The sequence below is a fragment of the Methylopila henanensis genome (assembly GCF_042681025.1).
Lineage (GTDB): Bacteria > Pseudomonadota > Alphaproteobacteria > Rhizobiales > Methylopilaceae > Methylopila > Methylopila henanensis.
Genome location: NZ_JBHUER010000004.1, coordinates 107,110 through 129,595 on the forward strand (window position 1 = coordinate 107,110; position 22,486 = coordinate 129,595).

The window sequence follows — 22,486 nt, forward strand, 5'->3', positions numbered from 1 at the left end:
ACTCGACCGGCGGCCGCGGCGAGGGGTGTCGCGCGAGATCGCGCGAGGGCGAGGACGGACGACGATGTTTTTCTGGGCACGGACCGCGGCGGCCGCGGTGATGGTCATGACAGGGGCGACGGTCGCGCTGGCGCAGAGCACGCCGCAGCTGTTCGCGCAGACCGAGGAGACGCTGCGCGCCAAGCTCAAGTCGGCCTACGCCGGCCAGCCGGCGCGCTTCGGCTTCGAGAATTTCCGGCGCCGCACCAACGGCAAGGACGAGGCCGTCTGCGGCCAGGCGACGATCTATATCGGCCGCGACAAGCCGAGCCTGGTGCGCTTCGTCTACCGTTACAACGCCGGGGACGCCGCGATCGAGACGCTCGGCGCCGACGACACGCGCACGGTTCAGGCTCTCTGGACGCCGCTCTGCCTGCGCGGCCGCCCGATCAATTGACCCTCCCGATCGTCATCGTCGCGGCCGTCGCCCTAAATCGCGTGATCGGCCGCGACAACGACATGCCGTGGCGGATCTCCAGCGATCTGAAGCGGTTCAAAGCGGTGACGATGGGCAAGCCGCTCATCGTCGGCCGCCGCAACCATCAGGCGATCGGCCGTCCACTCCCCGGCCGGCAGACGATCGTGCTGACGCGCGACCGTACCTTCAGCGAGCCCGGCGTCCACGTCGCCCACGACCTCCAGGATGCGCTCGGCCTCGCCGAGGCGCTGGCGGAGGAGATGGGCGCGGACGAGATCATCAGCGCCGGCGGCGGCGAGATCTACGCGCTGACGCTGCCGCTCGCCGAGCGCATGCGGCTGACGGAGATCGCGGCCGTTCCGGACGGCGACGTGCTGTTCCCCGAATACGACCCCGCGCAATGGCGCGAGACGTTCCGCGAAGCGCACGCCGCGGGCCCGCGCGACGAGTTCGCCTTCACCTTCCGGGACCTCGTGCGCGAGCGCGGGCTGAAGCGCTCGTGATCGGCTGCGTCGTCGCGAAGGATTGATTTCGCGCGCTCGCGGCGCCACCTCGCGGAGCGCTAAGAGTCTCTTCGCGTTGAATGGCGGGGAGCGGTCGCCTATAAGCGCGGCTCGTGAGGTCGTGCGGCTCCCTCGGGGCCGCCAGCCAGAAGGACGTTCGATGCCCTGGAGCAACCAGAGTGGTGGTGGCGGCGGCGGCGGACCGTGGGGCAACAAGCCCGGCGGCCCGTGGGGGCAGGGTCCCCAGCAGCAGGGCGGGCCTAATCCGCCCGATCTGGAGGATCTGATCCGTCGCGGCCAGGAACGCCTGCGCACCGTGCTGCCCGGCGGGGGCGGCGGCGGTCGCGGCGTGCTCGCGCTCGTGGCGGTCGCGGTGGTCGCCTGGGCCGTCTCCGGCTTCTACCGGGTCGAGGCGGACGAGGAAGGCATCGTGCTGCAGTTCGGCGCGTATGACCGCACCACGCAACCTGGCCTGAACTACCATCTGCCTTACCCGATCGAGACGGTGCTGACGCCCAAGGTCACCGCGCAGAACTCGATCGAGGTCGGCATGCGCACCGCGGTGAGCGGCGGCGCGCGGTCGGCGACCAGCCGTGAAGTGCCGCAGGAAAGCCTGATGCTGACGGGCGACGAGAACATCGTCGACGTCAACTTCTCGGTCGTCTGGATGATCAAGCCGGCCGATCCCACCAGCGGCCGCCCCAGCGGCGCAGCGGACTATCTGTTCAATCTCCAGAATCCGGAAAGCACGATCAAGGCGGTCGCCGAAAGCGCGATGCGCGAGGTGGTGGGACGGTCGCGGCTTCAGCAGATCCTGACCGAAGGCACGCCCGAGACCGACGTCACGGCGCAGCCGACGACGCCGGGCGCTCCCGCCGTAGAGCCGGTGCGCAAGCCCGAAGACGTCCAGTCGGCGGCGGTGACGGCGGCGGCGGTGCGCGAGCTGATGCAGAAGACGCTCGACAGCTACGACGCCGGCATCGACATCGCGCAGGTCCAGCTCCAGAAGATCGCGCCTCCGGGCGAAGTCATCGGGGCCTTCCGCGAGGTCCAGGCCGCGCAGGCCGACCGCATCCGGCTGACCAACGAGGCGCAGGCCTACGCCAACCGCATCGTGCCCGAGGCCCGCGGTCAGGCGGCCCAGACGCTGCAACGCGCGGAGGGCTACAAGGCCGCGATCGTCGCCGAGGCGCAGGGTCAGGCCTCGCGCTTCTCGCAGGTCGTGACCGAGTACAGCAAGGCGCCCGAGGTGACCCGTGAGCGCATCTTCATCGAGACGATGGAGCGTGTGATGGGCGCGGTCGACAAGGTGATCATCGATCCCAAGGCCTCCGGCCAGGGCGTCGTGCCCTTCCTGCCGCTCGACCAGCTCGGCGGCCAGCAGCAGCAACAGCAACGTCAGCAGCAGGCGCCGCGCGCCGGCGCGGGAGCGAACCAGTGAACCGCAACATTCTCGGCGGCTTCCTCGCCATCCTCGCGGTCGCCGCTCTCGTGGCGGGCTACAGCGCGCTCTACACCGTCGCCCAGACCGAGCAGGTCATCGTGCTGCGCTTCGGCCAGCCGGTCGACACCGTCACGGAGCCGGGCCTGCACGTGAAGGTGCCATTCATCGAGACGGTGGTGCGCATCGACAAGCGCATCCTCGATCTCGATTTGCCCGAGCGGGAGGCGACCGCGAACGACCAGAAGCGGCTCGTGGTGGACGCGTTCTCCCGCTACAGGATCACCAACCCGCTCCGCTTCCGGCAGGCGGTGTCGGCGTCGGTGGAGCAGGCGAACGTCCGGCTCACGGCGGTGCTGACCGACGCTCTGCTCGAAGCTATCCGCTCCAACAATTTCGAGCACGTCGTCCGGGACCGCCGCGATCAGATCATGGCGCGCATCCGGGATCAGGCGAACCGCGAGGCCGATCGCTTCGGCATCCAGATCGTCGACGTCCGCATCCGCCGCGCCGACCTTCCGGAACAGAACTCGAAGGCGGTGTTCGAACGCATGCAGTCCGAGCGCGCCCAGGAGGCGGCCCAGATCCGCGCCCGCGGCGCCGAGCAGGCGCAGGGCATCCGGGCTCGCTCGGAGCGCGACGCGCAGGTCATCGTGGCCGAAGCGAACCGCGACGCGGAGATCCAGCGCGGCCAGGGCGAGGCCGAGAAGACCCGCATCCTCGCGGAGGCGTTCGGCGCCAATCAGGAGTTCTTCGCCTTCTCCCGCTCGATGGACGCCTATGAGAAGAGCATGAGGGCCGGCACCCGGCTGGTGCTGGCGCCCGACAGCGCCTTCTTCCGCTTCTTCGAGCAGTCGGGCGGCCTTCCCGCGCCGGCCCGTCCGGCGGCACCGGCTGGAACGCCCGCGCCGCAATGATCGACTTCTTCGCCGCCCTCGGTCTCGTGCTCGTGATCGAGGGCGTCCTGTTCGCGGGCTTTCCCGCGGCGGCGAAGAGATCCTGCGCCCACATTCTCGAAACCGACGACGGCGCGCTGCGCGCGCTCGGCGTCGGCTGCGCCGTGATCGGCTTGGTCGTGGTCTGGTTCGTGCGGGGCTGACCGGAAGCGCTTGAGCCGGCTTGGGCTTCAGGCGGTCTCGGCGGCCTGACCCGCCGCCAGCTCGACCCGGTTGCGCCCGCGCTGCTTGGCCGCGTAGAGCGCGGCGTCCGCCTCCTCGATCAGGCGCTCGAGCCGGCCGGGCGGCGCCGCCGCGACGCCGATGCTCACCGTCACCACGCCCGCAAGGCCGCCCGGATTCACGAGCGCCCGGTTCTCGACGCTCGCGCGCACCCGCTCGGCGATCGCGCGGGCTTCCTCCAGCACGACGTCCGGCAGCAGGACGACGAACTCCTCCCCGCCAAAACGCGCGACGAAGTCCACCCCCTCCCTGAGCTCCGATCGGATCAGGCCGGCGACCGCCGCGAGCCGTTCGTCGCCGGCGGCGTGGCCGAGTTCGTCGTTGAGCTGCTTGAAGCGGTCGACGTCGATCATGAAGAGACCGATCGTCGAGCGCTCGTCGGCCCCGATCCTGAGGGCTCCGAACACCTCGTCGAAATGGCGCCGGTTCGACAGCGAGGTTAGCGGATCGGTCCGCGCCATGGCGAACAGCCGGCTGTTCACGGCCTCGATCTCACGCATCTTCAGCCGCTCGCTCATCGTCAGCACGAAGACGCGGTAATGCAGCCGGTCGTGGGCGCGGCGCGCGAAGGTGAGGCCTGCGAGCCCGCCGCCATAGAACAGCGCCATCTGCGCCGCTTCGTTGGTCGACAGCGGGGGATCGGGGATCTGGAGCAGGAACCCGCAGAACAGGGCGATCGAGACGCCGGTCAGGATAAGAGTGTCGCGCCATGCGATGCGCGTGACCATGACGCCGCTGCCTGCGACGAAGGCGGCGTGGACGATGTAACGCTCCGTCAGCTCGGGCCCGTAGCTGAGGCCGGTCGCGCCGGCGACAAACATGACCGCCGCGCAGCACACGATGACGATCACGCCCTCGAGCCCGGGTTTCGCCATGGCGTGGATCAGCCATGCGGCCGCCAGCAGGAACACGGTCAGTCCGAACCGCGCCGCGGCGAAGGCTCCGAAGGCGTTCTGGTCAGCGAGCAGCGGGTCGAGCGGAAAGCACAGCGCGTTCAGGATCGCGATCGAGACCAGCCACGCCCTGATGATCTTCTTGCGACTTGGCCAGGTCGCATGACGAAACGCCGCGTGGATGGCCGGCGGCAGCCGCAGCTCCCGTGTCCGCACGCGCGTCAGGGCCTCGATCGCTTCAGCGAAACCCGGATCGGAAGGAACCGCGTCCAGATAGGCCGCCCGTCCTGTGGCCTCCGATGTCATCATGCGAATCGCCATGGCCGTCTGTTCACGTCTGGTCGCCTTTTTTGGGCTGAGCAAACGGCAGGCCACGTCTTGAGGCTGGCCGCCGACGGGCGGTCGCGCGGCCGTGGAACGCGTGTGCGGCCGAGGGGTCGGTCGTGCGGGCGGCGCTCAACCGCGCGGCGGGAGGGCGTCGGAACGACGCCCGGCCGCCGGCCTGCACCGCGATCTAGGCGCTGACGTCGAGCAGACGGCCGACGCCGTCGGGAGTCTGGGCCTTCACCGTCTCGGCCACCTGGGCGACCAGACCGGCGACCGCCTGCTGCTGTTCGTTGGCGATTTTGAGCGCGGCGATGGTGAAGCCGTCGCGGGTCTGCTGCGCCGACGTGGCGACGGCGGAGGCCGCAAGCGAACCGATCTCCATGGCGTCCCTCCTCACGGCGTGGGGAGGTACCTTGAGGCGCCCGGATTAACGCAAAGCTAACGTGATGAGCGATCGATCAGCGCGTGGGGACGGGCTCGGCGCCGCGGTAGTCGTAGAAGCCGCGCTGCGTCTTCCGCCCGAGCCAGCCGGCCTCGACGTATTTCACCAGAAGCGGGCAGGGGCGGTACTTGCTGTCCGCCAGCCCCTCGTACAGCACCTGCATGATCGACAGGCAGGTGTCGAGGCCTATGAAGTCCGCAAGCTGCAGCGGCCCCATCGGGTGGTTGGCGCCGAGCTTCATGGCGGTGTCGATGGCGTCGACCGAGCCCACGCCCTCGTAAAGCGTGTAGATCGCCTCGTTGATCATCGGCAGCAGGATGCGGTTGACCATGAAGGCCGGGAAGTCCTCGGAGACGGCGACCGTCTTGCCGAGCTTGTCGATCAGCGCGCGAGCGCTGTCGAAGGTCTCGTCCTCGGTCGCGATGCCGCGGATGAGCTCCACGAGCTGCATCACCGGGACCGGGTTCATGAAGTGGATGCCGATGAAGCGCTCGGGCCTGTCGGTCGAGGCGGCGAGCCGCGTGATCGAGATCGACGAGGTGTTGGTCGCGACCATCGTCTCGGGCTTCAGCGTCGGGCAGAGTTCCGAGAAGATCTTCCGCTTGATCTGCTCGTCCTCGGTCGCGGCCTCGATCACCAGATCGCAGTCCGCGAGGTCGGCGTAGGTGCTGACGGGGTGGATGCGCGCAAGGGCTGCGGCGCGGTCCGCGTCAGTGACGGCGCCCTTGCCGACCTGACGCTTGATGTTGTGGTCGATCCGCTCGATCGCCGCGGCGATCCGGCTCTGGTCGATGTCGTTGAAGGAGACGTCGAGGCCTGCGAGCGCGCAGACATGCGCGATGCCGCTGCCCATCTGGCCGGCGCCGATCACGCCGATCCTGCCAATCTCCGTCGCCATTTGATCCGCCTGGCCGTTTCTTGGGTCCTTGGCGCGCCTCATACGGCGCGCCGGATAATTATAGTTATTGCAACGCACAAAACCAGCGCCGGAAGAGGGTTCTTCCGGCGCTGCGGTTCGTCACTTGGCCTTGGCGAGCTCCGCCTGCAGCTCCGGCGCCGCGGCGAAGAGATCGGCCACCAGGCCGTAATCCGCCACCTGGAAGATCGGCGCGTCCTCGTCCTTGTTGATCGCGACGATGACCTTCGAGTCCTTCATGCCGGCGAGATGCTGGATCGCGCCGGAGATGCCGAGGGCCACGTAGAGTTCGGGGGCGACGATCTTGCCGGTTTGGCCGACCTGCTGGTCGTTGGGCGCGTAGCCCGCGTCCACCGCGGCCCGGCTCGCGCCGATCGCGGCGCCGAAGGCGTCGGCGAGAGGCTCGATCACCTCCTTGAACTTCTCGGCCGAACCGAGCGCCCGCCCGCCCGAGACCACGACCTTGGCGGAGCCGAGCTCCGGCCGGTCGGACTGGGTGAGGTCCTCGCCCACGAAGCTCGACAGCGCAGGGTCGGCCGCGCCCGAGATTTCCTCGACCGTGGCCGAGCCGCCGTCGCCCGTCGGCGCGAAGGAGGCCGTGCGGACGGTGATGACCTTCTTCGGGTCTTTCGACTTGACCGTCTGGAGCGCGTTGCCGGCGTAGATCGGCCGCTCGAACGTGTCGGGGCCTTCGACCTTGGTGATGTCGGAGATCTGCATCACGTCGAGCTTGGCGGCGACGCGCGGCAGGATGTTCTTCCCGGTCGTGGAGGACGAGGCCACAAGCGCGTCATAGGAGCCCATCAGGCCAAGGATGAGCTCCGCGAACGGCTCGGCGAGGCCATGGCCGTAGGATTCCCCGTTCACGAGCAGCACCTTCTCGACGCCCTCGAGCCTGGCCGCGGCGTCCGCCGCGCCGCGCGGGCCCTTGCCGGCGACAAGCACGTGCACGGGCGCGCCCAGCGCTCTGGCCGCGGTCAGCGCCTTGGCGGTGGCGTCGCCGAGGTGGTCTTCGTGATGGTCGGCGAGGAGCAGGGTCGTCATGGTCAGATCACTCCCGCTTCGGACTTGAGCTTCGCGACGAGTTCGGCGACGGAGCCGACCTTGGCGCCGGCCTGCCGCTTCGGCGGTTCGGTCGTCTTCAGCACCTCGAGCCGCGGCGCGAGGTCGACGCCGAGATCGGCCGCGGACTTCTCGTCGATCGGCTTCTTCTTCGCCTTCATGATGTTGGGCAGCGAGGCGTAGCGCGGCTCGTTCAGGCGCAGGTCGGTGGTGACCACCGCCGGCAGCTTGAGCGACACGGTCTGGAGACCGCCGTCGACCTCGCGGGTGACCTCGACGCTCTCGCCGCCCGGCGCGACCTTCGAGGCGAAGGTGCCCTGCGGCCAGCCGAGCAGGGCCGCGAGCATCTGGCCGGTCTGGTTGCAGTCGTCGTCGATCGCCTGCTTGCCCATCACGACCAGGCCCGGCTTCTCCTCCTCGACGATCTTGGCGAGGATCTTGGCGACGGCGAGCGGCTCCGTCGGCTGGTCGGTCTTCACTAGGACGCCGCGGTCGCCACCCATGGCGAGGCCGGTGCGGATGGTTTCGGCCGCCTGGGCCGGGCCGACGGAGACGACCACCACTTCGGTCGCCTTGCCGGCCTCCTTGAGGCGCAGCGCTTCTTCGACCGCGATCTCGTCGAACGGGTTCATCGACATTTTGACGTTCGCAAGCTCGACGCCCGACCCGTCCGGTTTCACCCGGATTTTCACGTTGTAGTCGACCACTCGCTTGACCGGGACGAGAACCTTCATCGCGTCGTTCACCTCGGATTCGCTGCCGATGCCCGCTTGGCTGCGCCGAAGTTCGGGGGTGGCGCGCCGCTGACCGGGGCGGACAGTAGGGGTGCGGCGCCTGCGAAGTCAACGCGCCGAAAGGCGGTCGATCTGATCCGAAAGTCAAAGAGCCGCTTGGAGAAAACGCGCCGGCCGCGGCGCAAGGGACGACGGGCGCGGCCGGCGCCGAGGCCTCAGTCGAGCAGCATCCGCTTCAGCAGCTCGATCTCGTCGCTGAGCGCGACGTCGGTCTTGACCAGTTCGTCGATCTTGCGCACGGCGTGCAGCACCGTGGTGTGGTCGCGCCCGCCGAAGCGCCGCCCGATCTCGGGCAGGGAGCGCAGCGTCATCTGCTTCGAGAGGTACATCGCGACCTGGCGCGGACGCACCACGGTCTGGGTGCGCCGCGAGGACAGCAGGTCGGCGCGGCTGACGTTGTAGTGCCGCGCGACGATGCGCTGGATGTCCTCGATCTTCACACGCTTCGGCTCGACCTGCCGCACGAGGTCGCGCAGCGCGGTCTCCGCCATCTCGACGCTGATCGGAGCGCCGGTCAGCGTGTTGTGGGCGAGCAGCCGGTTGACCGCGCCGTCGAGATCGCGGCCGTTCGCGGTGATGATGCGCGCGACATAGGCGACGACGTCGGCCGGCACGTCGAACTTCGGATGCAGGCGGCGGGCCGCCTCGATCCGCACCTCGAGAATCTTGGCGCGCAGGCCCTCGTCGAGCGCGCCCATCTCGAGCGTCAGGCCGCCGGCGAGGCGCGAGCGCAGGCGTTCGTCGACGCTTTCGAGCTCGGACGGCGCGCGGTCGGCGGCGACGATCACCTGCTGGCGCCCGTCGAGCAGCGCGTTCAGCGTGTGGCCGAACTCCTGCTGCACGGTCTTGCCCTGAAGGAACTGGAGGTCGTCGATGATCAGGAGGTCGATCGCCCGCAGCCGCTCCTTGAAGGTCAGCGCGGTCTGCGCCTTGAGCGAGGCCACGAAGTCGAACATGAACTTCTCGGCCGTGAGGTACATGACCCGGCGGCCCGTCGCCTCGACCGCGTGGGCGGTTGCCTGCAGCAGGTGGGTCTTGCCGAGGCCGACCGCGGCGTGGATCACGAGCGGATTGAAGGTGACGGGATCGCCGGCCTTGGCGCTCGCCACCTGAAGCGCGGCGGCGTGCGCGAGCTGGTTCGAGCGGCCGACGAGGAAAGTGTCGAGCGTGAGGCGCTTGTCGAGCGGGGAGCCGGTCAGCCGCTGGCCGTCGCGCGACGGAGCGAATCCTGTCGGGACCGGCGCCGAGGCGCGCTCCTCCTGCTGCTGCTCCATCCGCGGGGCGGGAGCTACGATGACGTCGCCGCCGCTTGCGGCGAGCTTGGGCGCGGCGACCCGGACGGTGAGCGTGATGCGGTCGACCTCCGGAGCCTCCTCCGAAAGCACCACGGTGATCCGGTCGGCGTAATGCGACTGGATCCAGCTTTTCAGGAAACGGGTCGGCACCGTCAGATGCGCGACGCCGTCCTCGACGCGGTCGAGCGCGATGCGGCCGAACCAGCTGAGATAGACGTCGTCGCCATACTCTGCGCGCAGGCGTGCGGTCGCCCGCCGCCAGGCCGCCTCGTGGCCGTCGTCATCGCCAATCGCCGGAGACGCGGCCGCAAAACGTTCGGACTGCGCAGGAAGCATCGGACATCTCCGGGAAATTTCGGTGCGGCGATCGGATAGGGGACGGGCGGCGGACGCGGGAGGGATCAACTCTGGACCCAGGGAAGGCCGTCGGCCTTCCAGCCGGCGACCGAACCCCGGCGGCGTTCGCCGTCCAGCGGGCCTTCGAAGCCCCCGACGACATTGTAGGCGCGGGTCCAGCCGAGCGCCGCGAGCGCGGCGGCCGCCGCCTGGCTGCGCGCGCCGCTGCGGCAAAGGAAATAGACTGGCGTGTCCTCGGTCGCGCCTGCGGACTTCAGCGTCTCCGCCACGGCCTCCGCGAAGCCGGGATCGATCTGCATGGACGGGAAGCGCTGCCACTCCTGGAGCAGGACGCGCTTGCCGGCCGGCGACAGGTCCGGCACGCCTACGAACGACCACTCCGCGCTGGTGCGGACGTCGACCAGGGCTGCGGCGGGGTCCGTTTCAAGGCTCTCCCAGGCGTCGCGCGGCGCGACGTCGCCAGCATAGGATCCGCGCGGTTCAACCATAGAAATCTCTTCGCCGGCAGTGCGCCGAGCGCCTCTCTGTCCAAGTTGCGCATACGCTTACGCCAGGCGCGTGTTACCGCTAGCGCCGAAGCCGCTGATACGCCGGTGCATAGGTTGAGGTTTTACTACAGAGAACACATCAGCCGACTGCGAAACAGAGCCCGCTATCGTTGTTTCTCTCGAAGCTCGCCATCTTATCCTCGTCCGCAGGGAAGAAGTAGTTGCGGCGTCTCTCCATGGCTTCGGACGATACACAGCGGTCCGAGGGCGCGCAACGGGTGGGGGAGCTGCGAATCGGCGCAGCGCAGGCGCGAATCGGATGACGCCGTCGCCGTGGGCGCCGGGCCGCTTTGCTCAAACCTCTGCATAGCCAGCAAAATCGAATTGACGTGGCGCCTGGAGCCTCCGCACCGGGCGCCGCGAGATTCTTTTTGCGCTGTCTGTGATTCCGATCGGCGGGGCTCCGGATTCCGGGGTCCTGCGTGTGACTTGCCCGTAAACATATGAAATTGAATAGCTTTTTTTGCTCGTCGATTGACGGCGGAACCGGCTTCGGCGGGGGAGCGGCGGAATCCGCGAGTCAATACGGATTCATGCGCGTCGCGACGATCGAGCCCCGCGTCGCAAAAGGGACACAAACGAAAAAACCCGGCGCTTGGCCGGGTTTTCGATCGTCTTGGAAGCGTCGTTTTCAGGCGCTGAGGGAACGCACCCGGGCCGCGAGCCGCGAGACCTTCCGCGAGGCGGTGTTCTTGTGCAGCACGCCCTTCTGGGCGGCGCGCATGATCTCCGGCTCGGCCGCGCGAAGGGCGGTCTTTGCCTCCTCCGGCTGGCCGGAGGCGATGGCCTCTTCGACCTTGCGGAGGAAGGTGCGGACCCGGCTGCGGCGCGCGCCGTTCACCTTGGTGCGGCGGGCGATCTTGCGAACGGCCTTCTTGGCCGACGGCGTGTTGGCCATGGGCGTCTCGTTCCTTTTTGTCTGCGGTGGACGCGCGGCTCTGAGGGCGCGTCGACGAACGTCTGTGGGCGAGCTTGCGCCCGCCGCGGAGCCGGTCTCCTAGCAACAGTCGCCTGCGCCGTCAACGGCGCGGGAACTACGCATGGCTCCCGAGCGCGCCGGCCGCGTCCGCGGCGAAGCGAGCCCGCGGCCAGATCGCGCGCACCACGGCTCCGGAGGCCGGCGGGGCGGCGTTGCCGAGCACAAGGGTGGCGCCGGACCGCTCCAGCAGGGTCTTGGCGATGAAGAAGCCGAGCCCGAGCCCCCCGGCCTCCACGTCATGGGCGTGGCTGTCGGAGCGGGTCGAGATGTAGGGCTCGCCGAGCTTGGTCAGCACCTCCGGCGCGAAGCCAGGGCCGTCGTCGGCGATCTCGATCGCCACTTCGTCGTCGTCCCAGCGCACCGCCAGCCGCACGCGCTCCTTGGCGAAGTCGACCGCGTTCTCGGCGATATTGCCCAAGCCATAAAGCACGGACGGGTTGCGCCGCCACCGTGGCGCGGTCGCGGGGTCGCCGGTGAGGACGACCTCGAGCGCGACGCCGAAATTGCGGTGCGGGGCGACGATCTCCTCGAGCAGGTGGCTCATGGAGAGCACGTCGAACGGCGCGCCGTGCTCGTCGAGGGAGGTCAGCTTCTTTAGGATCTCGCGGCAGCGAGCGACCTGCTCGCGCAGAAGGGCAATGTCCTCGGCGTGCGGGCCCGGCGCGAGCGCCCTTTCGAGCTCCTTCGACACCAGCGCGATGGTGGCGAGCGGCGTGCCGAGCTCGTGGGCCGCGGCGGCCGCCAGTCCGTCGAGCGCGGACAGATGCTGTTCGCGCGCGAGCACGAGCTCCGTCGCCGCGAGCGCCTGGCTGAGCTCCCGCCCTTCCTCCGCGACGCGCCACGCGTAGACGCCGATGAAGCCGAGCGAGAGCAGCAGCGCGGTCCAGATGCCCGCGACATAGAGGAACGGCATCTCCAGCGGCTGCGGAGTCGTCCAGGGCAGGGGAAGGTGCGCCACCCCGAGGATCGTGGCGCAGCCCATGACGAGGGCGCCGAGAATGGCGGTGGTCTGGGGCGGCAGGGCCGTCGCCGAGATCATCACCGGCGCGAGGAACAGGATCGAGAACGGATTCTCCATCCCGCCCGTCAGGAACAGCAGCGCCGCGAGCTGCAGCACGTCATAGGCGAGCAGCGCGCAGGCCGCCGACGGCAGCAGCCGGTGGCTCACGGGGTAGCTGAGCCGCAGAACCACGTTCAGCAGGGCCGACATGGCGATGAAGGCGAAGCAGGCCGCGAGCGGCAGCGGGAAGCCGAACGCCACATGCACGGCGACGACCGCGACGCTCTGGCCCGCGATAGCGAGCCAGCGCAGACGGATCAGCGTGTCCAGCCGGAGCTGGTGCTGGTTCAGCAGGCGATCGCGCGGGGGAGAGAGAGGGGACGTCACCAGACGGGCTTTCCGGTTTTCAGGGGGGAGGGGCCGAGGGAAGGCTACGCTGCGACGCCGCAGACGATGGCCCCATTGACGCAACGCAAGATCGGCGGAATCTTGAGGCTCCGACGCTATGATGCGCCGCACAATCGGCGAGGGTTGACCGATGCCACGCAGCTCCAAGGAAAGCGGAATCGGAGAGTTCGGCGGCGCGCCCGCCTACGCCGACTGGGGCGGCTCGGCGACCTCCCTGCCGCTCTACTGGCTTTATGAGGCGGCGCAGTCCTCCCTCGGTCCCGCCCGCGCCCTCGCGGACGCCGGAAAGCTGTACTTCAAGAATCCCGCGAACCCAATCGCGCATACGGAGTGGGGCCGCAAGGTGAGCGCGCTCTGCGAGGTGTTCGAGCGCGCCACCCGCCGCTACGGCAAGCCCGAATTCGGCCTTCCGACCACGCTCGCGCGCGGCGAGCGGGTGGCGGTGACCGAGAAGCGGGTGTGGAGCCGGCCGTTCTGCGACCTCATCCATTTCGAGCGCATGCGGAGCGCGAACGCGCGCAAGCAGCCGAACCTGATCATCGTGGCGCCGATGTCCGGGCACTACGCCACCCTGCTGCGCGGCACGGTCGAGGCGATGCTGCCGGACCACGAGGTCTACATCACCGACTGGACCGACGCGCGGATGGTGCCGCTGTCGGAGGGGGCCTTCGACCTCGACGACTACATCGACTATCTGATCTCGATCTTCCGCTTCATGAAAGGCGACTGCCACGTGATGGCGGTGTGCCAGCCGGCGGTGCCGGTGCTCGCGGCGATCGCGCGCATGGAGGCCGAGAACGATCCCTACGTGCCGCGCTCCATGACGCTGATGGGCGGGCCGATCGACACCCGCGAGAACCCGACGGCGGTCAACGACCTCGCCCATGAGCGCGGCCTCGACTGGTTCCGGCGCAACGTCATCACCGTCGTGCCCTGGCCCAATCCGGGCGTGATGCGGCAGGTCTATCCCGGCTTCCTGCAGCTTACCGGCTTCGTGTCGATGAACCTCGACCGGCACGTCACCGCGCACACCGAGTTCTTCAACCATCTCGTGGACGGCGACGGCGACAACGCCGAGAAGCACCGCGAGTTCTACGACGAGTACCTCGCGGTGATGGACCTGACCGCGGAGTTCTACCTGCAGACGGTCGACACCGTGTTCATCCGCCACGCGCTGCCGAAGGGCGAGATGACCCACCGCGGCAAGCCGGTCGACTGCTCGAAGATCACGCGCTGCGCGCTGATGACGGTCGAGGGCGAGCGCGACGACATTTCGGGCGTCGGGCAGACGAAGGCCGCGCACAAGCTCTGCTCCAGCCTCAGCGACGACAAGCGCGTGCACTATCTGCAGGAGCGCGTCGGCCATTACGGCGTGTTCAACGGCTCGCGCTTCCGCGCCGAGATCGCGCCGCGCATCCACGACTTCATCCTCTCGAACGAGCCGGGCCTCGCCCGCGCTCCGAAGGCCGCGAAGGCGGACCGCGCGACCCAGCCGGTCCCGGAGCCGGCGCGGCTGGACGAGCCCAAGGGCCCGGCCGACGACCTCACCAGGATCGCGGGCGTTGGACCCAAGCTGCAGAAGCTGCTGAACGAGGAGGGCATTTTCCACTTCTGGCAGATCGCCCGGCTCGACGGCCCTGAGCGCGAAGCCCTCGACGCCAAGATGACGCCGCCCGGACGCATCGCCCGCGACAAGTGGGTCGAGCAGGCGTCGAATCTCGCGCGGTCGGACTGACGCGCGCCGTTCTGGCCTGCGCGCCGCGCCGGCGTCCGGACGGCGCGCAGGGGACAGTCTTGTTTTTTATTGTTTTCTTATTTTGCTGCGCCAGCTAGAGCAGCATGGTGCATCAGCGGACTTCGATGCGCCGAGCCGCTGAACTTATTATTATTTGGAGAGCCAAGATGAAGACCGCCAGCCGCCTCGTCATGGGCGCAGCCGCTCTGATGTTCGTCGCCGCGCCTGCGTTCGCCCAGACCAAGACCATCACGGGCGCCGAGGTCATCAAGACCTACAACAAGGACGGCGACGACACGCTCGAGATCGCCGAGGTCATCCACCTCGCGAGCAAGCTCTATGCGGAGATCAATCCGGACGGCGACTCGACCCTCGAGCCGGACGAGACCGAAGGCCGGCTGACCAAGGCCGACTGGAAGCGCGCCAACAAGGACGGTGACGACACGCTCGAGATGGACGAGTGGCTGTCGATCGCCCGCAAGCGCTTCAACGCCGCGGACAAGAACAAGGACGGCAAGCTCACGGCGGCCGAGCTCGACTCCAAGGCCGGCCGCGGCGTGGTCGTGATGATCGTCAAGTAAGCGGATCGGGCCCGCCGGGCTCCGCGTTCCGCGGATCGCTGGAAGGGGCCCGCCGCCGCGCGCGGCATGACATGGTCCGGCCGGGCCCGTTCATGACGCGGCGGACAAAAAAACGGCCGGGGAGACCCGGCCGTTTCGTTTGTCCGGACCCAAGGGTCGGCGGGCGTCATGCGATGTACTGGCCGCCGTTGATGGTCAGCGTGGAGCCGGTCACGAAGCCGGCCTTCTCGCCGGCGAGATAGACCACCGCTTCGGCGATCTCCTCGCTCTCGCCGAGGCGGCCGACCGGGATCGTGGCGATGATCCCCTCGCGCACCTTCTCCGGCACCGCCATCACCATCTCGGTCGCGATGTAGCCGGGGGCGATGGCGTTCACGGTCACGCCTTTCTTGGCGTTCTCCTGCGCCAGCGCCTTGGTGAAGCCGATCACGCCGGCCTTGGCGGCGGAGTAGTTGGCCTGGCCCATCTGGCCCTTCTGGCCGTTGATCGAGGTGATGTTGATGATGCGCCCGAAGCCGCGCTCGCGCATGCCGTCGATGACGGGACGGGTCATCGTGAACATGGAGTCGAGGTTGGTGCTCATCACCTCGCGCCACTGCTGGAACGTGGCCTTGTGGAACATGCCGTCGCGGGTGATGCCGGCGTTGTTCACGAGGATGTCGATCGGGCCGACCTCGGCCTCGACCTTGGCGACGCCGGCGGCGCAGGCGTCCGGATCGGCGACGTCCCACTTGAACACGGCGATGCCGTGTTCCGCCTTGAAGGCGTTCGCCTTCTCGTCATTGCCCGCGTACGTGGCGGCCACGTTGTAGCCGGCCTTCTTGAGCGCGATCGAGATCGCCTCGCCGATGCCGCGCGTGCCGCCGGTGACGAGCGCCGTCCGTGCCATGTCGTGCCTCCCAGGAATCACAAAGGGTTCGGGCGTTGTCCCCGCCCGTCAAGGAACCGGCCGGCCGCCGCGGCGGCCGGCTATCGAGAAGACGTCTTCAGTCGCGGGCGACCGTCAGGGCGATGCCCATGCCGCCGCCGATGCAGAGCGTGGCGAGGCCCTTCTTGGCGTCCCGCCGGATCATCTCGTGCAGCAGCGTGACCAGCACGCGGGCGCCGGAGGCGCCGATCGGATGGCCGATCGCGATCGCGCCGCCGTTGACGTTCACCTTCGAGAGGTCCCAGCCGAGGTCCTTGTTCACCGCGCAGGCCTGCGCCGCGAAGGCCTCGTTGGCCTCGATCAGGTCGAGGTCGTCGATGGACCAGCCGGCCTTCTCGAGCGCCTTGCGCGAGGCCGGGATCGGGCCGGAGCCCATCACCGACGGGTCGACGCCGGCCTGCGCCCAGCTCACGATGCGGGCGAGCGGCTTCAGGCCCTTCGCCGACGCCGCCGACGCCGAGGTCACCACCAGCGCCGCGGCGCCGTCGTTGATGCCCGAGGCGTTGCCGGCGGTCACCGTGCCGTCCTTGGAGAAGGCAGGCCGCAGCTTGGCGACGCTGTCGAGGGTCGCGCCGTGGCGGATGTACTCGTCCTGGTCGACGACGACGTCGCCCTTCTTCGACGAGATCGTCACCGGAGCGATCTCGTCCTTGAACTTGCCCGCCTTCTGCGCCGCCTCGGCCTTGTTCTGCGAGGCGACCGCGAACTCGTCCTGCTGCTCGCGGGTGATCTGCCACTTCTGCGCGACGTTCTCGGCGGTGGTGCCCATGTGGTAGCCGTTGAAGGCGTCCCAGAGGCCGTCCTTGATCATCGTGTCGATGAACTTGACGTCGCCCATCTTGGTGCCGGCGCGCATGTGCGCGGCGTGGGCCGATTGGCTCATGCTCTCCTGGCCGCCGGCGACGACGAAGGCGCTGTCGCCCTGAGCGACCGCCTGGGCGGCGAGCGCCACGGCGCGCAGGCCGGAGCCGCACACCTGGTTGATGCCCCACGCCGCCGCTTCGATCGGGATGCCGGCCGCGATCGAAGCCTGTCGGGCCGGGTTCTGCCCCTGGGCGGCGGTCAGCACCTGGCCGAGGATCGTCTCGGAGACCTCGCCCGGCTCCACGCCGGCGCGCTCCAGCGCCGCCTTGATGGCGATCTTCCCGAGTTCGTGGGCGGGGAGGGAGCTCAGCGCGCCGTTGAAGGCGCCGACCGCGGTGCGGGCGGCGCCCACGATCACGACGTCGGTCTCGGCCATGTTCAGTCCTCCGCACGTTCGATGCCGACCGCGCTGCACGGCCGAAAGAGTGCTGGTTATCGGTAGGCGCCGTTCGCGACGTCAAGACGACCTAGGTCGATTCGGCTCGCAAATCGCCGAATGGACTAGCGTCGTCCCCGGACGACTAGACCTTTCGGAGTATGGAGCGGCCCTTGGAGGCTCCGCACTGCACAAAAATCTAGCCGCCGCCTCATTATCGCCTTATCGTCCAATGGCCTCGGCCGGCGCGGGCGTGCCGCGCCGCGGGAGGAACGCCGAAGAAGCCGAAGAACAAGGCCGCCAGACGCGCGGAGATCAGGGCGATATGCCGAGCACGACCGATCCGATCACGATCAAGAAGTACGCCAACCGCCGTTTGTACAACACCGGCACGAGCACCTACGTCACGCTCGAAGACCTCGCCGCGATGGTGAAGAAGGGTGAGGATTTTCATGTGGTCGACGCCAAGTCCGGCGACGACATCACCCATCAGGTGCTGACGCAGATCATCTTCGAGCAGGAGAACAAGGGCCAGAATCTGCTGCCCATCACGTTCCTCCGGCAGTTGATCCGGTTCTACGGCGACAGCATCCAGAGCATCGTGCCGAAGTATCTGGAGCTTTCGATGGGCGCCCTGACGCGCGACCAGGACAAGATGCGCGCGAGCCTCGGGGCGTTCGGCGGCGCGAGCTTCCAGTCCGCGGTCGAGGAGCAGATGCGGACCAACGTCGCCATCATGGAGCGCGCGTTCCGCATGTTCACCGCCTTCCCCGGGCAGACGGAGGCCGCCTCCACGCCGGAGCAGGCGGCGCCCGCGCGCGACGAGAAGCCGAGCATCGATCTCGACGAGCTTCGTCGCGAGATGGCGGAGATGCGCGCCCGGCTCGACAAGGTCGCGGGTTCGAACAGCTAGGCCGCGGTCAGGCCTGGCGTTCGGCCACGAAGCGCGCGAGGTCGCGCAAGCCGTCCGCGTCCGCGCCGAACGGCGACAGCGCGCCGCTCGCCTGCGCGGTGAGGTCCACGAGGCGTCGCCGCGCGCCCTCGACGCCGAGCGCGGCCACCAGCGTCGCCTTGCCGGCGGCGGCGTCCTTGCCGGTGGCCTTGCCCACGGTCGCCGCCTCGCCCTCGACGTCGAGCAGGTCGTCCGCGACCTGGAACGCGGCCCCCAGCGCGCGGCCATAGGCGGTCAGCGCCGCGCGCTGCTCCGGCGTCGCGCCGCCGAGCGCGGCCCCCATCGCGATCGGCGCCGCGATCAGGGCGCCCGTCTTCATCGCCTGCAGCCGCAGCACCGCCGCCTCGTCCTGCGGTCCGCCGGGAGCATCCGAGAAGCGTCCCTCCGCGGCGAGATCGAGCATCTGTCCGCCGACCATGCCGCCGACGCCCGCCGCGCGCGCCAGCTCCGCGACCAGGCCGATGCGGACGTCCGCGTCCGGATGCGTCGCCGGCGCCGCGAGCAGATCGAAGGCGAGCGTCAGCAGCGCGTCGCCCGCCAGAATGGCGGTGGCCTCGTCGAAGGCGCGGTGCAGCGTCGGGCGTCCGCGCCGGAGCGCGTCGTCGTCCATCGCCGGCAGGTCATCGTGGATCAGGCTGTAGCCATGCACGCATTCGACCGCGAGCCCGGCCCGCAGCGCCCCGGCCGTGTCGGCCCGGAACAGCTCGGCCGTCAGGACCACCAGCGCAGGCCGCAGCCGCTTGCCGCCGCCGAGCATGGCGTAGCGCATGGCCTCCACCAGCCGGGAGGGGCGGGCGGTCTCGCCCGCGCCGGCCTCGAGGCTCAGGACGCCGTCGAGCGCGGCCTCGACGGAGGCGGCGATCGTGGACAGCCGGCGCTCGACGGCGGAATAGGCCATGGCGGGAGACCTCGTGTGCGGAGCCCGGCCGTGCCCCAAGGGCGCGGCCCCGTCAAGTCGGCGTCATCACGCCGTCCGGCCGGTGGCGCGCCGGTTCCGCTCTGCTACATTGCGGCTCTCACGAGGCGACGGGCGTGCCGATGGCGTCGATATCGAGCGGAAGGCCGTTGAGGCTGGGCCGCAGGACGCCATGGCTGCGGCTCGTCGTGATCGCCCTGACGCTGCTGGCGGCGGCGCCGCTCATCCTGACGCTCGTCTACACGGTCGTTCCGCCGGTCTCCACGCTGATGGTCGCGCGCTGGCTGACGCTCAGGCCGGTCGAGCGCGTCTGGGTGCCGCTCGACCAGATCGCGGCGACGCTGCCGCGGGCCGTCGTGGTCTCCGAGGACGCCCGCTTCTGCCAGCATGGCGGCGTCGACTGGGCGGCCGTCCGGCTCGTGCTCGGCGAGGGCGGCGACAACGGACCGCGGCGCGGCGCCTCGACCATCACCATGCAGGTCGCGAAGAACCTGTTCCTGTGGCAGGGCGCGCCGTATCTCCGCAAGCCGCTGGAGATCGTGCTGGCCCAGGGCATCGAGCTGGTCTGGAGCAAGCGCCGGATCATGGAGGTCTATCTGAACATCGCGGAGTGGGGACCGGACGGGGTGTTCGGCGCCGAGGCCGGAGCGCGGCGCGCCTTCCGCAAGAGCGCGCGCGCCCTGACGGCGCGGGAGGCCTCGGTGATGGCCGCAGCGCTGCCGAACCCGATCATCCGCGACGCTCGGCGCCCGAACCGGCAGGCGTCGTCGCACGCGGCGGTCATCGTGCGGCGGGCGCGGGCGGCCGCCGCGCTCACCGCCTGTCTGGGGCGATAGCCCGCGAACGGGCGCCGCGGGATTGGCTCTGGCGTTCGGGCCGCGATGCCGTTATAAGCCCGCGCTTGACGGCGAGGCGAAAGCGCCCCGCCCAACGACATTCGCGCGCGCGTGAGCGCTGCGGCCCGATCCGACGGAGTTTTTGACAATGGCCGTTCCGAAGCGAAAGACCTCCCCGATGAAGCGCGGCTTCCGCCGTTCGGCCGACGCGCTCAAGTCCCCGACCTATGTCGAAGACAAGGACTCCGGCGAGCTCCGCCGCCCGCACCATGTCGACCTCAAGACCGGCATGTATCGCGGCCGTCAGATCCTGACGCCGAAGGAGGCCTGATCCCGGCCGCCTGCGGGCGGCTCCGGTCAGGACTTCGCGCCATCGACAAAAAAAGCCGGCCTCACAAGGGCCGGCTTTTTTGCGTGCGCTGGAAGGAAGGGCCGTCAGGCCTTGGTTTCGAACGCGTGCGGCGCGCGCGCGACGGCGCGGCGGGTCCGGCGATAGGCCGAGATGGCGTCCGCGACGGGACCGCGTCGGCGCTGGCGGGTCTGCGGAACGCCGAGCTTGCCCGCGATCAACTGCGCGACGAGCGGTGCGTAGGAGCGGGGAGCGGCGGGCTCGGGGTCGGCGGAGGTCTGCGGGCGGGCCTCCGGAGTCGGCGCGTCGGTCGCGCGTCGGCCGAACTTCGGGGGCGACGAGGCTTCCTTCGGCGGCGAATCGCGCGTGACGTCATGGTCCGCGGCGTCGGCGGCCTTACGCGTCCGCTCCACGGAGGCGGACCGGGTCACACCGGAGGGGCCGCTGATCATCAGCATCAATTTACCACCGCGCGTCTGTCATACCTTAAGTGAGGTTTGAATTCCTCGCCTGACCGCAAATGTGTTAACCGAACTTAAACCATATGGTCTGAGCCACGATCGCCTGCAGGAAAGCTAGAGGAAGTTTCGTTAGAGTCCAGAGCCGCGATTCTCCGTCCACTCGAGCCATGGGTCGATCGAATGCCGAATGTCGAAACGGCCGCGACCCGAGCCGCCCAGCCGCTGTCCCTCGAGGAGACGCTGTCGGCCGTCGGCGAGGCCGCCTATGACTGGGACGTGGCGTCCGACCGCCTGGAGTGGACGGCCAACGCGCGGGCTCTGCTTCAGCTGCCGCCTTCGGTTCGTATCGATGAGGCGGCCCGTTTCGAATCCCTGCTGGATCCCGAGGCGCTGACCACCCGCCGTTCGGCGGTGTTCGGCGCCTCGCAGGCCGACGACGGCGCCGGCGTTCCGTTCGAGATCGAGTATCCGCTCCTGCGTGGCGGGCGGGCGCAGCGGCTCTGGCTCCAAGATCGCGGGCGCTGGTACGCAGGGTCCGACGGCCGTCCGCAACGGGTCGTCGGCGTGGTGCGGCGTCTCGGCGACCATCAGGAACGCCCCGGCGAGATCGCCGTGATGTCGCGGTTCGATCCGCTCACCGGGCAGCTCGCGCGGGCGCGGCTGATCGAGATCGCCGCGAGCGCGCTGGCGGCCGGCGCGCGGATGCAGACCTCCTCGTCCTTCGCTCTCGCCGCGCTCGTCAATCTCGGCGCCATCAACGACGCCTACGGCTTCGACATCGGAGACCGCGCCGTGGTCGAGGTCGCCCGCCGGCTGCGCGGCGCCATGCGCGGCGGCGATTCGCTTGGCCGGTTCTCGACCTCGACCTTCGGCGTCGTGCTTCAGGAGTGCGACGCCAGCGACCTTCAGGTCGCTGGCCGCCGCCTGCTCGCCGCCGTCAACGAGGAGCCGATGGCCACGGAGTTCGGCCCAGTCTCGGTGCGGGTCGCGGTCGGCGCGGTGGTCGCGCCCCGCCACGCCCGCGACACGACGGAGCTGGTGTCGCGCGCCCGCACCGCGCTCGACCGGGCGAGCGGCGTGTCGTCCGGTTTCAGCATCTACGCGCCGGACCCCGAGCGGGAGGCCGCGCGCCGCGCCCATGTGCGGCTCGCCGACGAACTGGTGGCGGCGCTCAACGCCCACCGCGTGGCGCTCGCGTTCCAGCCGGTGTTCCGCGCCGACTCGCGCGAGCCGGTCTGGAGCGAGGCGCTGGTGCGGGTGCGCACCGAGGGCGGCGACCTCATCTCGGGCGGACCGCTCGTGGAGGCGGCGGAAGAAGTCGGCATCGTCCACATGCTGGACCACCGCGTGCTCGACCTTGCGATCCGCAAGCTCGCGGCCGATCCCGACATCCGGCTCGCGGTCAACATCTCGGCGTCCACCACCAACGACGAAAGCTGGATGGACGCGCTGACCTCGTGGTTCACGCTGCGCCCCGACCTCGCCGAACGGATGATGGTGGAGATCACCGAGACCGCGGCGATCGCCGACATCGTCGCCACGTCGCGCTTCGTCGCCGACCTCCGGGCGCTCGGCGTGAAGGTCGCGATCGACGATTTCGGCACGGGCCACACCTCGTTCAAGGCGCTGAAGGAGCTGGCGATCGACCTGGTGAAGATCGACGGGTCGTTCGTTCGCGACCTCGGCCGATCGGCGGACAGCGGGGCCTTCGTCCGCGCTCTGCTGGCGCTGTCGCGCGAACTCGGGTTCGAGACGGTGGCGGAGCAGGTCGAGACGGAGACCGTCGCCGAGATGCTGACCGCGTGGGGCGCGACCTATCTGCAGGGCTCGCTGCTCGCGTCGCCGTCGCTGCGGTCGGACGCCGTCCATCGGCAGGCCTGACAGGCCC

At 69.4% G+C, this 22,486-nt stretch carries 24 protein-coding genes; 11 read left to right on the forward strand and 13 right to left on the reverse strand.

What is annotated here, in order from left to right; all coding sequences use genetic code 11:
* Positions 1 to 64: 64 nt before the first annotated feature.
* From ACFSCV_RS06810 to ACFSCV_RS06830, 5 genes are all read left to right on the forward strand, one after another.
* On the forward strand, positions 65 to 436 hold the full coding sequence (locus ACFSCV_RS06810; protein WP_378798260.1) for a hypothetical protein: 372 nt from the start codon (positions 65 to 67) through the stop codon (positions 434 to 436).
* Positions 433 to 960 (forward strand): dihydrofolate reductase, encoded by a 528-nt coding sequence (locus ACFSCV_RS06815; protein WP_378798262.1) that lies wholly within the window; start codon positions 433 to 435, stop codon positions 958 to 960. Before ACFSCV_RS06810 ends, ACFSCV_RS06815 begins: the two co-directional genes overlap by 4 nt.
* A 160-nt stretch (positions 961 to 1,120) precedes the next feature.
* Positions 1,121 to 2,401, forward strand: coding sequence for a protease modulator HflK (gene hflK, locus ACFSCV_RS06820; protein ID WP_378798264.1), 1,281 nt, complete (start codon positions 1,121 to 1,123; stop codon positions 2,399 to 2,401).
* On the forward strand, positions 2,398 to 3,318 hold the full coding sequence (hflC, locus tag ACFSCV_RS06825) for a protease modulator HflC (RefSeq protein ID WP_378798266.1): 921 nt from the start codon (positions 2,398 to 2,400) through the stop codon (positions 3,316 to 3,318). Before hflK ends, hflC begins: the two co-directional genes overlap by 4 nt.
* The gene (locus ACFSCV_RS06830) at positions 3,315 to 3,500 is read left to right on the forward strand and encodes a DUF2065 domain-containing protein (protein WP_378798268.1); all 186 of its coding nucleotides are present in this window, start codon (positions 3,315 to 3,317) and stop codon (positions 3,498 to 3,500) included. The genes hflC and ACFSCV_RS06830 overlap by 4 nt, the downstream gene beginning before the upstream one ends.
* Before the next feature lie 27 nt (positions 3,501 to 3,527).
* On the opposite strand, the gene ACFSCV_RS06835 is transcribed toward ACFSCV_RS06830, so the two are convergent.
* From ACFSCV_RS06835 to ACFSCV_RS06875, 9 genes are all read right to left on the reverse strand, one after another.
* Entirely contained in the window at positions 3,528 to 4,781 is a 1,254-nt protein-coding gene (locus ACFSCV_RS06835; protein ID WP_378798270.1) for a GGDEF domain-containing protein, read from the reverse strand.
* A gap of 205 nt (positions 4,782 to 4,986) precedes the next feature.
* Complete coding sequence (locus ACFSCV_RS06840; RefSeq protein WP_271200412.1) at positions 4,987 to 5,181, reverse strand: hypothetical protein; 195 nt, start codon at positions 5,179 to 5,181, stop codon at positions 4,987 to 4,989.
* A 76-nt stretch (positions 5,182 to 5,257) separates the two neighbouring features.
* Positions 5,258 to 6,139 carry a 3-hydroxybutyryl-CoA dehydrogenase gene (locus ACFSCV_RS06845; protein ID WP_378798273.1) on the reverse strand — a complete coding sequence of 294 codons (882 nt, stop codon included), beginning with the start codon at positions 6,137 to 6,139 and terminating at the stop codon, positions 5,258 to 5,260.
* Positions 6,140 to 6,259: 120 nt separating this feature from the next.
* A complete protein-coding gene (locus tag ACFSCV_RS06850) occupies positions 6,260 to 7,201 on the reverse strand; it encodes an electron transfer flavoprotein subunit alpha/FixB family protein (RefSeq protein ID WP_378798275.1) in 942 nt (313 codons plus the stop codon).
* Between the two features lie 2 nt (positions 7,202 to 7,203).
* The gene (locus ACFSCV_RS06855; RefSeq protein ID WP_378798277.1) at positions 7,204 to 7,953 is read right to left on the reverse strand and encodes an electron transfer flavoprotein subunit beta/FixA family protein; all 750 of its coding nucleotides are present in this window, start codon (positions 7,951 to 7,953) and stop codon (positions 7,204 to 7,206) included.
* A 215-nt stretch (positions 7,954 to 8,168) separates the two neighbouring features.
* Complete coding sequence (gene dnaA / locus ACFSCV_RS06860) at positions 8,169 to 9,644, reverse strand: chromosomal replication initiator protein DnaA (RefSeq protein ID WP_378798279.1); 1,476 nt, start codon at positions 9,642 to 9,644, stop codon at positions 8,169 to 8,171.
* Positions 9,645 to 9,709: 65 nt separating this feature from the next.
* A complete protein-coding gene (locus ACFSCV_RS06865; protein ID WP_378798281.1) occupies positions 9,710 to 10,153 on the reverse strand; it encodes a rhodanese-like domain-containing protein in 444 nt (147 codons plus the stop codon).
* Between the two features lie 691 nt (positions 10,154 to 10,844).
* Positions 10,845 to 11,111, reverse strand: coding sequence for a 30S ribosomal protein S20 (rpsT, locus tag ACFSCV_RS06870; protein ID WP_271200406.1), 267 nt, complete (start codon positions 11,109 to 11,111; stop codon positions 10,845 to 10,847).
* Positions 11,112 to 11,247: 136 nt separating this feature from the next.
* Positions 11,248 to 12,579: an ActS/PrrB/RegB family redox-sensitive histidine kinase gene (locus ACFSCV_RS06875; RefSeq protein WP_378798283.1), complete on the reverse strand. Its 1,332-nt coding sequence runs from the start codon at positions 12,577 to 12,579 to the stop codon at positions 11,248 to 11,250.
* Between the two features lie 151 nt (positions 12,580 to 12,730).
* On the opposite strand from ACFSCV_RS06875, the gene phaZ reads away from it, so the two are divergent.
* Positions 12,731 to 14,335: a polyhydroxyalkanoate depolymerase gene (gene phaZ / locus ACFSCV_RS06880; protein ID WP_378798285.1), complete on the forward strand. Its 1,605-nt coding sequence runs from the start codon at positions 12,731 to 12,733 to the stop codon at positions 14,333 to 14,335.
* Positions 14,336 to 14,502: 167 nt separating this feature from the next.
* The gene (locus ACFSCV_RS06885) at positions 14,503 to 14,916 is read left to right on the forward strand and encodes an EF-hand domain-containing protein (RefSeq protein WP_378798287.1); all 414 of its coding nucleotides are present in this window, start codon (positions 14,503 to 14,505) and stop codon (positions 14,914 to 14,916) included.
* A gap of 166 nt (positions 14,917 to 15,082) precedes the next feature.
* Here the strand turns inward: ACFSCV_RS06885 and phbB are convergent, their stop codons facing one another.
* Together phbB and ACFSCV_RS06895 are read right to left on the reverse strand one after the other, a co-directional pair.
* Complete coding sequence (phbB, locus tag ACFSCV_RS06890; RefSeq protein WP_378798289.1) at positions 15,083 to 15,805, reverse strand: acetoacetyl-CoA reductase; 723 nt, start codon at positions 15,803 to 15,805, stop codon at positions 15,083 to 15,085.
* A 97-nt stretch (positions 15,806 to 15,902) separates the two neighbouring features.
* The gene (locus tag ACFSCV_RS06895) at positions 15,903 to 17,084 is read right to left on the reverse strand and encodes an acetyl-CoA C-acetyltransferase (RefSeq protein WP_378798291.1); all 1,182 of its coding nucleotides are present in this window, start codon (positions 17,082 to 17,084) and stop codon (positions 15,903 to 15,905) included.
* Between the two features lie 325 nt (positions 17,085 to 17,409).
* On the opposite strand from ACFSCV_RS06895, the gene phaR reads away from it, so the two are divergent.
* Positions 17,410 to 17,997 carry a polyhydroxyalkanoate synthesis repressor PhaR gene (phaR, locus tag ACFSCV_RS06900; RefSeq protein WP_378798293.1) on the forward strand — a complete coding sequence of 196 codons (588 nt, stop codon included), beginning with the start codon at positions 17,410 to 17,412 and terminating at the stop codon, positions 17,995 to 17,997.
* A gap of 7 nt (positions 17,998 to 18,004) precedes the next feature.
* On the opposite strand, the gene ACFSCV_RS06905 is transcribed toward phaR, so the two are convergent.
* Complete coding sequence (locus tag ACFSCV_RS06905; RefSeq protein WP_378798295.1) at positions 18,005 to 18,934, reverse strand: polyprenyl synthetase family protein; 930 nt, start codon at positions 18,932 to 18,934, stop codon at positions 18,005 to 18,007.
* A 167-nt stretch (positions 18,935 to 19,101) separates the two neighbouring features.
* On the opposite strand from ACFSCV_RS06905, the gene mtgA reads away from it, so the two are divergent.
* Together mtgA and rpmF are read left to right on the forward strand one after the other, a co-directional pair.
* On the forward strand, positions 19,102 to 19,788 hold the full coding sequence (gene mtgA, locus ACFSCV_RS06910; RefSeq protein WP_378798297.1) for a monofunctional biosynthetic peptidoglycan transglycosylase: 687 nt from the start codon (positions 19,102 to 19,104) through the stop codon (positions 19,786 to 19,788).
* 148 nt (positions 19,789 to 19,936) lie between these two features.
* Entirely contained in the window at positions 19,937 to 20,119 is a 183-nt protein-coding gene (gene rpmF, locus ACFSCV_RS06915; RefSeq protein ID WP_271200398.1) for a 50S ribosomal protein L32, read from the forward strand.
* A gap of 104 nt (positions 20,120 to 20,223) precedes the next feature.
* Here rpmF and ACFSCV_RS06920 read toward each other — a convergent pair whose 3' ends face one another.
* A complete protein-coding gene (locus ACFSCV_RS06920) occupies positions 20,224 to 20,595 on the reverse strand; it encodes a hypothetical protein (protein WP_378798300.1) in 372 nt (123 codons plus the stop codon).
* A 183-nt stretch (positions 20,596 to 20,778) separates the two neighbouring features.
* On the opposite strand from ACFSCV_RS06920, the gene ACFSCV_RS06925 reads away from it, so the two are divergent.
* Positions 20,779 to 22,479: an EAL domain-containing protein gene (locus ACFSCV_RS06925; protein WP_378798301.1), complete on the forward strand. Its 1,701-nt coding sequence runs from the start codon at positions 20,779 to 20,781 to the stop codon at positions 22,477 to 22,479.
* Positions 22,480 to 22,486: the final 7 nt, after the last annotated feature.